This is a genomic window from Micromonospora hortensis, from assembly GCF_022230935.1.
Classification (GTDB): domain Bacteria; phylum Actinomycetota; class Actinomycetes; order Mycobacteriales; family Micromonosporaceae; genus Micromonospora; species Micromonospora hortensis.
The window spans coordinates 204,714-218,305 of record NZ_JAKKFE010000071.1 but is presented as its reverse complement, the minus strand read 5'-3'; the positions used below and the strand labels follow the sequence as shown (position 1 = coordinate 218,305).

The following is a 13,592-nucleotide window of genomic DNA, read 5'->3' as shown; positions in this document are numbered from 1 at the left end:
GACGGTTGGGTCCGGCCGGCGTGACCAGCGCCGCGTACGCCACTCGGCGTGCGACCCCAGATTCCGCGACGGAGGGCGAAGTGGCCGACAACAAGCGGCGCGACGACGACGGCGACGATCGTCTGGACGACGAGGTCGTCGACGACGTGGCCGACGACGACGCCTCCGGCGCGGACGAGCCGGTTTCCCGGGGGGGCACCGCCACGCGGTCCCGTGCCCGGGCGGAGTCGGCAGACAGCCGGCCGACCACGCGGTCGGAAACGGGTCGGGTGGGCGTCTTCGGCCGCATCGCCCGGTTCTTCCGCGAGGTCGTAGCTGAACTGCGTAAGGTCATCTGGCCGACCCGCAAGGAGTTGCTGACCTACACCGCCGTGGTGGTGGCGTTCGTCGCGGTGATGCTGACGATCGTGGGTGTGCTGGACTTCGGCTTCGCCAAGGTCGTGTTGTTTGTCTTTGGCAACTCGGACTGACCGGCTGCCTCCAGCCATAGTGACGGAAGTGAGCGAGCGTGCCTGAGTACGACGAGACCGCCGGACCGGTGGACGAGCAGTCCACGGTCGCGACGGCGGCTGGTGACGAGTCGGTTGAGGCCGCCAGCGAGCCGGAGTTCCCTACGACCGAGCCCGCACCGGACGAGGACTACGACCCCGTCGCGGAGCTGAGGCAGAAGCTGCGCTACGCGCCGGGTGACTGGTACGTGGTGCACTCGTACGCCGGCTACGAGAACAAGGTCAAGACCAACCTCGAGACCCGGATCACGAGCCTCGACATGGAGGACTTCATCTACCAGGTCGAGGTGCCGACCCGGGAAGAGGTCGAGGTCAAGAACGGTAAGCGTTCGCAGATCCAGGCCAAGGTCTTCCCGGGTTACATCCTGGTTCGGATGGAGCTGACCGCCGAGTCGTACTCCTGTGTCCGGAACACCCCGGGTGTGACCGGCTTCGTCGGTGCGACCGACCGGGCCGACCGGCCTGCTCCGCTCTCGCTCGACGAGGTGCTGAAGTGGCTGGCGCCGGCTGTCGAGACCGAGCAGAAGAAGTCGAAGCCGGAGATCAAGGTCCTCGACTTCGAGGTGGGCGACTCCGTCACCGTCACCGACGGCGCGTTCGCGTCGCTGCCGGCCACGATCAGCGAGATCAACGCCGACCAGCAGAAGCTCAAGGTGCTGGTGTCGATCTTCGGTCGTGAGACTCCGGTGGAGCTCAACTTCAACCAGGTCGCCAAGATCTGATTGGTCGTCGGCGGCGGGCCCGGCCCGCCGCCGACGTCGGCGTACGCGCTCTCGCTCGACCTCGGCGGACGAGTGGGCTGCGGCCTGCGCTACTCTTGAATGTCGCCGCTGTCGCACCGCGCTGACCGTGCGCGCCCGAGGGCGGCGACAGCCGCATTTTCCCAGCTCCAAGCCCCAGGAAGTGACATGCCTCCGAAGAAGAAGCTCGTCAAGACGTTCACGCTTCAGCTGCCGGCGGGCCAGGCCACGCCGGCGCCGCCGGTCGGCCCCGCGCTCGGCCAGCACGGCGTGAACATCATGGAGTTCTGCAAGTCCTACAACGCGCAGACCGAGTCTCAGCGGGGCGACATCGTCCCCGCCGAGATCAGCGTGTTCGAGGACCGGTCCTTCACGTTCGTGCTGAAGACCCCGCCCGCTGCCCGGCTGCTGATCAAGGCCGCCGGTGTGCAGAAGGGTTCGGGTGTTCCGCAGTCCGAGAAGGTCGGCTCGGTCAGCCGCGCCCAGCTGCGTGAGATCGCCGAGAAGAAGATGGCCGACCTCAACGCCAACGACATCGCCCAGGCCGAGAAGATCATCGCCGGCACCGCCCGGTCGATGGGCATCACCGTCAACGACTGACGTCGGCCCCGGCCTTCGACCCAAACCGTGGGAGGGCTCGCGCCGAGCGGCCCGCCAGAGACCACAGGAGTAATCAGCAATGCAGCGCAGCAAGAGCTACCGCAAGGCCGCCGATGTCATCGACCGGTCGAAGCTCTACACCCCCACCGAGGCCGTGAAGCTGGCCAAGGAGACCACCAACGTCAAGTTCGACGCCACGGTCGAGGTCGCCATGCGCCTCGGCGTCGACCCCCGCAAGGCGGACCAGATGGTCCGCGGCGTGGTCAACCTGCCGCACGGCACCGGTAAGACCGCCCGCGTGATCGTGTTCGCCAGCGGCGCGAAGGCCGAAGAGGCCGTCGCCGCCGGTGCGGACGAGGTGGGCACCGATGAGCTGGTCGCCCGCATCCAGGGTGGTTGGCTGGACTTCGACGCGGCGATCGCCACGCCGGACCAGATGGCCAAGATCGGCCGGATCGCGCGGATCCTGGGCCCGCGCGGTCTCATGCCGAACCCGAAGACCGGCACGGTGACCATGGACGTCACCAAGGCGGTGTCGGACATCAAGGGCGGCAAGATCACCTTCCGGGTGGACAAGCACTCCAACCTGCACCTGATCATCGGCAAGGCCTCCTTCACGGAGACCCAGCTGGTGGACAACTACGCTGCGGTGCTCGACGAGGTGCTGCGTGCCAAGCCGTCCGCGGCCAAGGGCAAGTACCTTCGCAAGGTCATCCTGACCACCACGATGGGCCCGGGCGTCCCGGTCGACCCGAACCTGGTGAAGAACCTTCGGGAGGACCAGGCCGACGCCTGAGTCGACAGATCGCTCCGCCGGGGCGCCGCCACGACAGTGGCGGCGCCCCGGCGCGTTCCCGGTGTGGCAGGCTCGACGCCATGCGCCTGGAGAACGTCTGGTTGCGGTACCACCGGCGGGGGCCGTGGGTGCTGCACGGCATCGACGTGCGGATCGGTCCCGGCGAGGTGGCGATCGTGCTGGGCCGTAACGGGGTGGGCAAGTCGACACTGCTCCAGGTGGCCGCAGGGGTCCTCCACCCGGGCCGGGGCCGGGTCACCGACCGGCCGGCACGGGTGGGCTGGGTGCCGGAGCGTTTTCCCGCGGACCAACCGTTCACTGTGACCCGCTATCTGACCGGGATGGCCCGGGTGGCAGGGCTGGGCAGCGCCGCGGCCGACGAGGCGGTGACCTCCTGGACGGACCGGCTCGGGCTGTCCGCCTTCCGCTCGGTCCGGTTGCCGGAGCTGTCCAAGGGCACCGCGCAGAAGGTCGGCCTCGCCCAGGCGCTGCTGCGCCCACCGGGCCTGCTGGTGCTCGACGAGCCCTGGGAGGGGCTGGACGCCACCACCCGTGAGTTGGTGCCCGAGCTGATCGCCGAGGTGCTCGCCGCCGACGGGTCAGTCCTGGTCAGTGACCATCGCGGCGAGACGGTCCGGCTCCCGGCCGCGCGCCGCTGGTTGGTGGCCGACGGCTCGCTCACCGAGGAGACGTCGTCGACGGACGAGACGATCGCTGTGGTCGAGGTCGCGGTGCCGGCCGCGCGGGTCGCCGGCACCGTCGCCCGGTTGCGCGCCGAGGGCCATCAGGTGCTGCGGGTACGCTCCGACGCCTCCACCGCCGCACCCCAGGCCGCTGACGTCACTGTCGAGTCGGCAGCGGGGGAGACCCGGTGAGCGCCCTGGTCCGCATGCGGTTGGCCGGTTTCCTGCGCACCGGCCGGGCGTTGGCGCCGTTGCTCGCCGGCCTGATCACGCTCGGCACCCTCTACGGCGGTGGGCGGGCCCAGCCGGCGGAGGCGTACGGGGTCTCCGCGGTGGTGCTCTTTCCGGTGCTCGCCTGGCAAACCAAGATCCTGTTGGACGTCGAGCCGGACGTGCAGCGTCGGCTGGCGCAGGTGACGGTCGGGGTGGCCCGGGAGCGGTTGGCCGGGCTGCTCGCCGCCGCGGTGGCGGCGCTGGTGACGGTGGCCGTCGCGCTGCTCTTTCCGTGGCTGGTCGGCGGGGTGTCCGGCCCGGTCGACCCGGGGGACCGGTCGATTCCGGTCGGGCTCGCGCTGGGATTGTGGGCGCACGTGCTGGTCGTACCCGCTGCGGTTGCCCTTGGGGCGCTGGCCAGCCGGGCGTCGGTGGGCGGCGCCGGGTACGGCGTCGCGGTGTTGGCCCTGGGCGGGGTCGGCGCTGTGGTGTTCGGCCTGACCGGCTCGGTGGCCCCCTGGCTGGCGCCGCCGATCATGGCGGCCGCTCGGACCACCGCCGGCGACGCCGCCGGGCTGACACTGCTGGGGTTGAGTGGGTGGGCGTTGGCCTGGAGCGCCGCTGTCGTCGGCGGATACCTGTGGCGTCGGCGGGCGCAGGGCTGACCGCCGCTGGCACGGGTGACGTGGCTCACCGGGCGCGATTTGGCGCTGCTGGTCGGGGCGCGTACTCTTCAACCGTCATCCGTGTTCTCATGGATGAGGAACCACCCAAAGACCGCTGGTCACCGTGCTTCGGCACGGTCGAAGGTCCCGCGACGACGGGCGACCCGCGTAGGGCGGCAAGCGTAACTCGGCAGTGAGCATGGTCCGCCGACCATGACGATCCGCCGGCCCTCGCCCCGTGCGCCCTGCGCCGGGGCTTTTTCGTTGTCGCGTCGCCTCCGCCCCCGTTCCGGCTTCGGCCGAGACAGGGACCAGCCTCGAGTAACGAGAGAGGAGGGACATGGCGGACAAGCCGATCCGGGCCGACAAGGCCACGGCCGTCGCTGAGCTGACCGAGAGCTTCCGCAGTTCGGGCGCCACCGTGCTGACCGAGTACCGCGGTCTGACGGTTTCCCAGCTCACCCAGCTTCGGCGCTCGCTCGGCGCCGATACCAGCTACACGGTCGCGAAGAACACGCTGGCCAAGCGTGCTGCGACGGACGCGGGCATCACCGGCCTCGACGAGCTGTTCACCGGTCCTACCGCGCTGACTTTCGTTTCGGGCGACGTCGTCGAGGCGGCGAAGGGGCTTCGCGACTTCGCGAAGGCCAACCCGAAGCTCGTCATCAAGGGCGGTGTCTTCGAGGGCAAGGCCATCACCGCGGCCGAGGTCACGAAGCTCGCCGACCTTGAGTCCCGCGAGGTGCTGCTGGCCAAGCTGGCCGGCGCGATGAAGGGCAACCTGAGCAAGGCCGCGGCCCTGTTCCAGGCCCCGCTGTCGAAGACCGCCCGTCTGGCGGCTGCACTGCAGGACAAGCGCGAGAAGGAGGGCGCCGAGGCGGCCTGAGGCCCCCACGGCGCACCAGTTCTTACTTAACAGAATCAGGAAAGGACGCCAGATATGGCGAAGCTCAGCACCGACGAGCTGCTCGACGCGTTCAAGGAGATGACGCTGATCGAGCTCTCTGAGTTCGTGAAGCAGTTCGAGACGACCTTCGAGGTCACCGCTGCCGCTCCGGTCGCGATCGCCCAGGGTGGCGGCGGCGCCGCCGCGGCCGAGGCCGAGCCGGAGCAGGACGAGTTCGACGTCATCCTCGAGGCTGACGGTGGCAAGAAGATCCAGGTCATCAAGGTCGTGCGTGAGCTGACCGGCCTGGGCCTCAAGGAGGCCAAGGACGCGGTCGAGTCCGCGCCGAAGGCCATCCTGGAGAAGGTCAACAAGGAGACCGCCGACAAGGCGAAGGCCAAGCTCGAGGGTGAAGGCGCCAAGGTCACCCTCAAGTGACCTGACGTTCCACAAACGCGTACCCGGCTCGTGAGCTGGGACACCATCGCGTCACGGCGGGCGGTGATCCGACACGGATCACCGCCCGCCGTGTTTGTGGATCTGGCCGCGACCGGTCCTGAGCTGCGCTCCAACAATGGGTACCCTTGACCCGAACGAGCGTGGCGGGTCGCCCTCCAGTGGGAAACAAGGGACAACCCGGATACCGGCCCTTGACGCGGCCCGGGGCTGCCAGGCACGCTGACACCAGCAAGACACCGCGCTTGCGACGGCCACGACGTGGGTATGACAGCGGCGGCACCATCAGCCGCTGTAACCCGAGCGGCCCAGTGGGGAGTTGCGTTCTGAGCGGCCCGGCAGACCCCGGTTGACGGGGGCCGAGGCGCGCTCCGCAAACAACCTGCGGGGTGGGCTGGACAGCGGTTAGCCTCTCGGCTACACTGCTAGTTTGCGCTGCCTTCCGACTTGACCCCTGCTCGGAAATGTCCGTTTACGGATATTTCTGGTGGGGTCATTGGAGTGCACGCGTACCAGCCGTTCTGCAGCACCGGTCCTCGGAAGGACGCATCTTGGCAGCTTCCCGCCCTGCGAAGACCAGTCGTACGTCGAGCGCATTCGCTCCCCGCCGAGTTTCATTCGGCAGGATCACCGAACACCTCGAGGTCCCCAACCTCCTTGCCATCCAAAACGAGTCCTTCGACTGGCTCGTCGGCAACGAGGCTTGGCAGGGCCGGTCGGCGGACGACCCGCACGCACGATCGGGTCTCGCGGAGATCCTTGAAGAGATCAGTCCCATTGAGGACTTCTCCGGCACCATGTCACTCTCCTTCTCGGCGCCGCGCTTCGACGAGGTCAAGGCCTCGATCGAGGAGTGCAAGGAGAAGGACCTGACCTACTGCGCTCCGCTCTTCGTGACCGCGGAGTTCACCAACAACACCACTGGCGAGATCAAGAGCCAGACGGTGTTCATGGGTGACTTCCCGATGATGACGCCCAAGGGCACCTTCGTCATCAACGGCACCGAGCGCGTCGTGGTCAGCCAGCTCGTCCGTTCTCCGGGCGTGTACTTCGACAAGCAGCCGGACAAGACCTCCGACCGCGACCTCTCCAGCGTCAAGGTCATCCCGAGTCGGGGTGCCTGGCTGGAGTTCGACATCGATAAGCGCGACACGGTCGGCGTACGCATCGACCGCAAGCGTCGGCAGGCCGTCACCGTCCTGCTCAAGGCCATCGGATGGTCGGCCGAGCGGATCCGTGAGAAGTTCGGCTGGTCCGAGCTGATGATGACCACGCTCGAGAAGGACCACATCGCCGGCGCCGACGAGGCTCTGCTCGACATCTACCGCAAGCTGCGCCCTGGCGAGCCGCCGACGCGCGAGAACGCCCAGACCCTGCTCGACAACCTCTTCTTCAACCCGAAGAGGTACGACGTCGCCAAGGTCGGGCGCTACAAGTTCAACAAGAAGCTGGAAGTTGGCGTGCCGATCACCACCGGCACGCTGACCGAGGACGACATCGTCGCCACCGTGGAGTACCTGTGCCGGCTGCACGCCGGTGAGGACGGCTACGAGGCCGACGACATCGACCACTTCGGCAACCGGCGCCTCCGTACCGTGGGCGAGCTGATCCAGAACCAGGTTCGGGTCGGCCTTTCCCGGATGGAGCGGGTCGTCCGCGAGCGGATGACCACGCAGGACGTCGAGGCGATCACCCCGCAGACCCTGATCAACATCCGCCCGGTGGTGGCGGCGATCAAGGAGTTCTTCGGGACGTCCCAGCTGTCCCAGTTCATGGACCAGACCAACCCGCTGGCGGGCCTGACCCACCGGCGTCGGCTGAGCGCGCTCGGCCCGGGTGGTCTGTCCCGGGAGCGGGCCGGCTTCGAGGTCCGCGACGTGCACCCGTCCCACTACGGCCGGATGTGCCCGATCGAGACGCCGGAAGGCCCGAACATCGGCCTGATCGGCGCGCTGTCCACCTTCGCCCGGGTCAACCCGTTCGGCTTCATCGAGACGCCGTACCGGAAGGTCGTCGAGGGTCGGGTCACCGACCAGATCGACTACCTGACCGCGGACGAGGAGGACCGGTTCGTCAAGGCCCAGGCCAACGCGCGCCTGAAGGCTGACGGCACGTTCGCCGAGGAGCGGGTGCTCTGCCGTCGTAAGGGCGGCGAGACCGAGGACGTCCTCCCCGGTGCCGTCGACTACATGGACGTCTCGCCCCGGCAGATGACCTCGGTCGCGACCGCCATGATCCCGTTCCTCGAGCACGACGACGCCAACCGGGCACTGATGGGCGCGAACATGCAGCGCCAGGCGGTGCCGCTGGTCAAGGCCGAGGCGCCGCTCGTGGGTACGGGCATGGAGTACCGGGCCGCTGTCGACGCTGGCGACGTGGTGGTCGCCGAGGTCGGCGGTGTGATCGAGGATCTCTGCGCCGACTACGTCACCATCCACCAGGATGACGGCCACCGCCGGACGTACCTGCTGCACAAGTTCCGCCGCTCCAACGCCGGCTCCTGCGTCAACCAGAAGCCGGTCGTCTTCGAGGGCGACCGCGTCGAGGCCGGTCAGGTCATCGCCGACGGTCCGTGCACCGACGAGGGCGAGATGGCACTCGGACGCAACCTGCTGGTGGCGTTCATGTGCTGGGAGGGCCACAACTACGAGGACGCGATCATCCTGTCGCAGCGCCTCGTGCAGCAGGACGTGCTCACCTCGATCCACATCGAGGAGCACGAGGTCGACGCCCGGGACACCAAGCTCGGTCCGGAGGAGATCACCCGCGACATCCCGAACGTCAGCGAGGAAATGCTCGCTGACCTCGACGAGCGCGGCATCATCCGGATCGGCGCCGAGGTCGTCCCCGGTGACATCCTGGTCGGCAAGGTCACGCCCAAGGGTGAGACCGAGCTGACCCCGGAGGAGCGCCTGCTCCGCGCGATCTTCGGTGAGAAGGCGCGTGAGGTTCGGGACACCTCGCTGAAGGTGCCGCACGGCGAGACCGGCACGGTCATCGGTGTGCGCACGTTCTCCCGCGAGGACGGCGACGAGTTGCCGCCGGGTGTCAACGAGCTGGTCCGGGTCTACGTCGCCCAGAAGCGCAAGATCCAGGACGGCGACAAGCTCGCCGGCCGGCACGGCAACAAGGGTGTCATCTCGAAGATCCTGCCGATCGAGGACATGCCGTTCCTCGAGGACGGCACCCCTGTCGACATCGTGCTCAACCCGCTCGGTGTGCCGAGCCGGATGAACATCGGCCAGGTGCTGGAGACCCACCTCGGTTGGGTCGCCAAGACCGGTTGGAAGGTCGAGGGTGACGACGCCGACTGGAAGCGTCAGCTGCGCTCGATCGACGCGCACGAGTCCGAGGGCGACACCAACGTGGCCACCCCGGTCTTCGATGGTGCTCGCGAGGAGGAGATCTCCGGTCTGCTCGAGTCGACCCTGCCCAACCGGGACGGCAAGCAGCTGATCGGTCGTACCGGCAAGGCGCAGCTGTTCGACGGTCGTTCCGGTGAGCCGCTGCCGGACCCGATCGCTGTCGGCTACGTCTACATCCTGAAGCTCAACCACCTGGTCGACGACAAGATCCACGCTCGTTCGACCGGCCCGTACTCGATGATCACGCAGCAGCCGCTGGGTGGTAAGGCGCAGTTCGGTGGTCAGCGTTTCGGTGAGATGGAGTGCTGGGCGATGCAGGCGTACGGCGCTGCCTACGCCCTGCAGGAGCTGCTCACGATCAAGTCCGACGACGTGCTCGGCCGAGTGAAGGTCTACGAGGCCATCGTCAAGGGCGAGAACATCCCGGAGCCGGGCATCCCGGAGTCGTTCAAGGTGCTGCTCAAGGAGCTGCAGTCGCTGTGCCTCAACGTTGAGGTTCTCTCCAGCGACGGTGTGGCCCTGGAAATGCGCGAGACCGACGACGAGGTGTTCCGGGCCGCTGAGGAGCTGGGCATCGACCTGTCCCGGCGCGAGCCGAGCTCGGTCGAAGAGGTCTGAGGTGAGCGGTCGGGGGCCGGCTCGCCGGCCCCCGACCCCACCCGAGAATTAGCAGTACAGACGACGACATAGGGGACATAGTGCTCGACGTCAACTTCTTCGACGAGCTGCGCATTGGTCTCGCCACCGCCGACGACATCCGTCAGTGGTCGCACGGCGAGGTCAAGAAGCCTGAGACGATCAACTACCGCACCCTGAAGCCGGAAAAGGACGGGCTCTTCTGCGAGAAGATCTTCGGTCCGCAGCGGGACTGGGAGTGCTACTGCGGTAAGTACAAGCGCGTCCGGTTCAAGGGCATCATCTGTGAGCGCTGCGGCGTCGAGGTGACTCGCTCCAAGGTCCGCCGTGAGCGGATGGGGCACATCGAGCTCGCCGCTCCGGTGACCCACATCTGGTACTTCAAGGGTGTTCCGAGCCGGCTGGGTTACCTGCTGGACCTCGCTCCCAAGGACCTCGAGAAGATCATCTACTTCGCCTCGTACGTCGTGACGAGCGTGGACGCGGAGTCGCGTCACCGCGACCTCTCGACGATCGAGAACGAGATCCTGGCCGAGAAGCGGCAGTCCGAGAACAGCCGCGACTCGGAGATCGAGAAGCGCGCCGCCAAGCTCGAGGCCGACCTGGCCGAGCTGGAGGCCGAGGGTGCCAAGGCGGACGTCCGGCGCAAGGTCAAGGAGGGCGGAGAGCGCGAGATGCGCCAGATCCGCGACCGGGCCCAGCGCGAGATCGACCGCCTGGACGAGGTGCTGGACACCTTCCGCAAGCTGGAGCCGAAGCAGCTGGTCACCGACGAGCTGCTCTACCGCGAGCTGCGCGACCGGTTCGGTGAGTACTTCACCGGTTCCATGGGCGCCGAGGCGATCAAGGCGCTGGTCCAGAACATGGACCTCGACGCCGAGGCCGAGAGCCTGCGGGAGACCATCCGGTCCGGCAAGGGCCAGCGGAAGATCCGGGCGCTCAAGCGGCTCAAGGTCGTCGCGGCGTTCCTGAACACCCGCAACTCGCCGCTCGGCATGGTGCTGGACTGCGTCCCGGTCATCCCGCCGGACCTGCGCCCGATGGTGCAGCTCGACGGTGGCCGCTTCGCGACCTCCGACCTGAACGACCTGTACCGCCGCGTGATCAACCGGAACAACCGCCTCAAGCGACTGATCGACCTCGGCGCGCCCGAGATCATCGTCAACAACGAGAAGCGGATGCTCCAGGAGGCCGTCGACGCGCTGTTCGACAACGGCCGTCGCGGCCGGCCGGTCACCGGCCCGGGTAACCGCCCGCTCAAGTCGCTGTCCGACATGCTCAAGGGCAAGCAGGGCCGGTTCCGCCAGAACCTGCTGGGCAAGCGCGTCGACTACTCCGGCCGTTCGGTCATCGTGGTCGGCCCGAAGCTCAAGCTGCACCAGTGCGGTCTGCCCAAGCAGATGGCGCTGGAGCTGTTCAAGCCCTTCGTGATGAAGCGGCTGGTGGATCTGAACCACGCACAGAACATCAAGTCCGCCAAGCGGATGGTCGAGCGTCAGCGCCCGGTCGTGTGGGACGTGCTGGAAGAGGTCATCGGCGAGCACCCGGTGCTGCTCAACCGGGCGCCGACCCTGCACCGCCTGGGCATCCAGGCCTTCGAGCCGCAGCTGGTCGAGGGCAAGGCCATCCAGATCCACCCGCTGGTCTGCACCGCGTTCAACGCCGACTTCGACGGTGACCAGATGGCGGTGCACGTGCCGCTGTCCGCCGAGGCTCAGGCCGAGGCGCGGATCCTGATGCTGTCGTCGAACAACATCCTCAAGCCGGCCGACGGTAAGCCGGTCACCATGCCTACCCAGGACATGGTCATCGGTCTGTACCACCTCACCCACCTCACCGCCGGTGAGAAGGGCGAGGGCCGGGCGTTCAGCTCGGACGCCGAGGCGCGGATGGCCTTCGACAACGGCGAGCTGCACCTGCAGGCGCCGGTGAAGATCCGCCTGCGTGGCGTGGTCGGTGTCGACAACGGCAACGGCTCCGAGGCGTGGAGCGCCCCGGAGGGCTGGGTCGAGGGTGACCCGCTGACCGTGGAGACCACCCTGGGTCGGGTGCTGTTCAACGAGACGCTGCCGCAGGGCTACCGCTTCGTGAACTACGAGATCCGCAAGGGTCAGCTCTCCGCGATCGTCAACGACCTCGCCGAGCGCTTCCCCAAGGTGGCGCTGGCCGCCACCCTGGACGGGCTCAAGGAGGCCGGTTTCCACTGGGCCACCTGGTCCGGCGTGACGATCGGCATGGAGGACGTCATCGCTCCGCCGCGCAAGGCGGAGATCCTGGCGAAGTACGAGAAGGACGCCGACCAGATCGACAAGCAGTACCAGCGTGGTCTGATGACCGCCGAGGAGCGTCGCGGCGAGCTCATCGAGATCTGGACCAAGGCGACCAACGAGGTCGCCAAGGAGATGGACACCGCGCTGCCGCAGGAGAACCCGCTGTGGAAGATGATCAACTCGGGTGCTCGCGGTAACCTGCTCCAGCTCCGGCAGATCGCGGCGATCCGTGGTCTGGTGGCCAACCCCAAGGGTGAGATCATCCCGCGGCCGATCAAGGCCAGCTACCGGGAGGGTCTGTCCGTGCTGGAGTACTTCATCTCCACGCACGGTGCCCGTAAGGGTCTCGCCGACACCGCGCTGCGGACCGCCGACTCGGGTTACCTGACCCGTCGTCTGGTGGACGTCTCGCAGGACGTCATCATCCGCGAAGAGGACTGCGGCACCGACCGGGCGATCCCGATGCAGATCGGCGAGAAGCTGGACGGCAAGCTCGTCGTCCACACCCACGCCGAGACCAGCGTGCACGCCCGGACCCTCGCCGACGACATCAAGGGGCCGGACGGCACCGTGGTGGCCGAGCGCGGTCAGGACATCAACTCCATCGGGGTCGACAAGATCGTCGCCGCTGGTGTGGAGACGGTCCGGGTGCGCAGCGTGCTCACCTGCGAGTCGAAGCTGGGCGTCTGCGCGGCCTGCTACGGCAGGTCGCTGCCGACCGGTAAGTCGGTCGACATCGGCGAGGCGGTCGGCATCATCGCCGCCCAGTCCATCGGTGAGCCCGGTACGCAGCTGACGATGCGTACCTTCCACACCGGTGGTGTCGCGGGTGAGGACATCACCCAGGGTCTGCCGCGTGTTCAGGAAATCTTCGAGGCTCGGGTCCCGAAGGGTAAGGCGCCCATCGCCGACACCCCCGGTCGGATCCGGATCGAGGATGGCGAGCGCTCGCGCAAGATCATCGTGGTGCCGGACGACGGCAGCGAAGAGATCGTCTACGACAAGATCTCCAAGCGCGTCAAGCTCCGTACCCACGACGGCGGTCACGTCGCGGTCGGCGAGAAGCTGACCGAGGGCACCATCGACCCGCACGAGTTGCTGCGGATCATGGGTCCGCGGGCGGTCCAGGTCCACCTGACCAGTGAGGTCCAGGAGGTCTACCGCTCGCAGGGTGTGCTCATCCACGACAAGCACATCGAGATCATCATCCGCCAGATGCTCAAGCGGGTGACGGTCATCGACTCCGGCTCGACCGAGTTCCTGCCGGGTGTGCTCGTCGACCGGGCGCTGTTCGAGTCGGAGAACCGCCGGCTCGTCTCGGAGGGCGGCGAGCCCGCCGCCGGTCGTCCGGTGCTGATGGGTATCACCAAGGCCTCGCTGGCCACCGACTCCTGGCTCTCGGCGGCCTCCTTCCAGGAGACCACCCGGGTGCTGACCGACGCTGCGATCAACTCGCGCAGCGACTCGCTGGTCGGCCTCAAGGAGAACGTGATCATCGGAAAGCTCATCCCGGCCGGTACCGGCATCAGCAAGTACCGCAACGTCCGGGTCGAGCCGACCGAGGAGGCCAAGGCCAAGGTCTACTCGATGACCGGTTACCCGGAGACCGACTACGGGTTCGGGCCGGCCAGTGGGCAGGCCGTGCCGCTGGACGACTTCGACTTCGGGTCGTACCGCTAAGCACCAGTCACACGACGAGGCCCCCGGTGAAAGCCGGGGGCCTCGTCGTGTCCGTGCCCACCCACCCCTGGGCCTGGTTCGGCATGATGGGGG

General features: G+C 67.7%; 10 protein-coding genes. All 10 read left to right on the top strand.

Annotation, left to right across the window (positions count from 1 at the left end):
* Positions 1-80: 80 nt before the first annotated feature.
* Positions 81-470: a preprotein translocase subunit SecE gene (gene secE / locus NIE111_RS31685; protein WP_091403530.1), complete on the top strand. Its 390-nt coding sequence runs from the start codon at positions 81-83 to the stop codon at positions 468-470.
* 38 nt (positions 471-508) lie between these two features.
* Positions 509-1,231: a transcription termination/antitermination protein NusG gene (gene nusG / locus NIE111_RS31680; protein ID WP_238667527.1), complete on the top strand. Its 723-nt coding sequence runs from the start codon at positions 509-511 to the stop codon at positions 1,229-1,231.
* Positions 1,232-1,417: 186 nt separating this feature from the next.
* Positions 1,418-1,849 carry a 50S ribosomal protein L11 gene (rplK, locus tag NIE111_RS31675; protein ID WP_091402426.1) on the top strand — a complete coding sequence of 144 codons (432 nt, stop codon included), beginning with the start codon at positions 1,418-1,420 and terminating at the stop codon, positions 1,847-1,849.
* 79 nt (positions 1,850-1,928) lie between these two features.
* Positions 1,929-2,645 (top strand): 50S ribosomal protein L1, encoded by a 717-nt coding sequence (rplA, locus tag NIE111_RS31670; RefSeq protein ID WP_238687840.1) that lies wholly within the window; start codon positions 1,929-1,931, stop codon positions 2,643-2,645.
* Positions 2,646-2,725: 80 nt separating this feature from the next.
* Positions 2,726-3,520 carry an ABC transporter ATP-binding protein gene (locus NIE111_RS31665; RefSeq protein WP_238687839.1) on the top strand — a complete coding sequence of 265 codons (795 nt, stop codon included), beginning with the start codon at positions 2,726-2,728 and terminating at the stop codon, positions 3,518-3,520.
* Positions 3,517-4,206, top strand: coding sequence for a hypothetical protein (locus NIE111_RS31660; RefSeq protein WP_238687838.1), 690 nt, complete (start codon positions 3,517-3,519; stop codon positions 4,204-4,206). Before NIE111_RS31665 ends, NIE111_RS31660 begins: the two co-directional genes overlap by 4 nt.
* Before the next feature lie 340 nt (positions 4,207-4,546).
* Positions 4,547-5,092 carry a 50S ribosomal protein L10 gene (rplJ, locus tag NIE111_RS31655; protein ID WP_112584808.1) on the top strand — a complete coding sequence of 182 codons (546 nt, stop codon included), beginning with the start codon at positions 4,547-4,549 and terminating at the stop codon, positions 5,090-5,092.
* 54 nt (positions 5,093-5,146) lie between these two features.
* Positions 5,147-5,530, top strand: a complete 384-nt coding sequence (gene rplL / locus NIE111_RS31650) for a 50S ribosomal protein L7/L12 (protein WP_238687837.1) — start codon at positions 5,147-5,149, stop codon at positions 5,528-5,530.
* A gap of 569 nt (positions 5,531-6,099) precedes the next feature.
* Positions 6,100-9,531 (top strand): DNA-directed RNA polymerase subunit beta, encoded by a 3,432-nt coding sequence (rpoB, locus tag NIE111_RS31645; RefSeq protein WP_238660443.1) that lies wholly within the window; start codon positions 6,100-6,102, stop codon positions 9,529-9,531.
* An 80-nt stretch (positions 9,532-9,611) separates the two neighbouring features.
* Complete coding sequence (locus NIE111_RS31640; protein ID WP_091402411.1) at positions 9,612-13,499, top strand: DNA-directed RNA polymerase subunit beta'; 3,888 nt, start codon at positions 9,612-9,614, stop codon at positions 13,497-13,499.
* Positions 13,500-13,592: the final 93 nt, after the last annotated feature.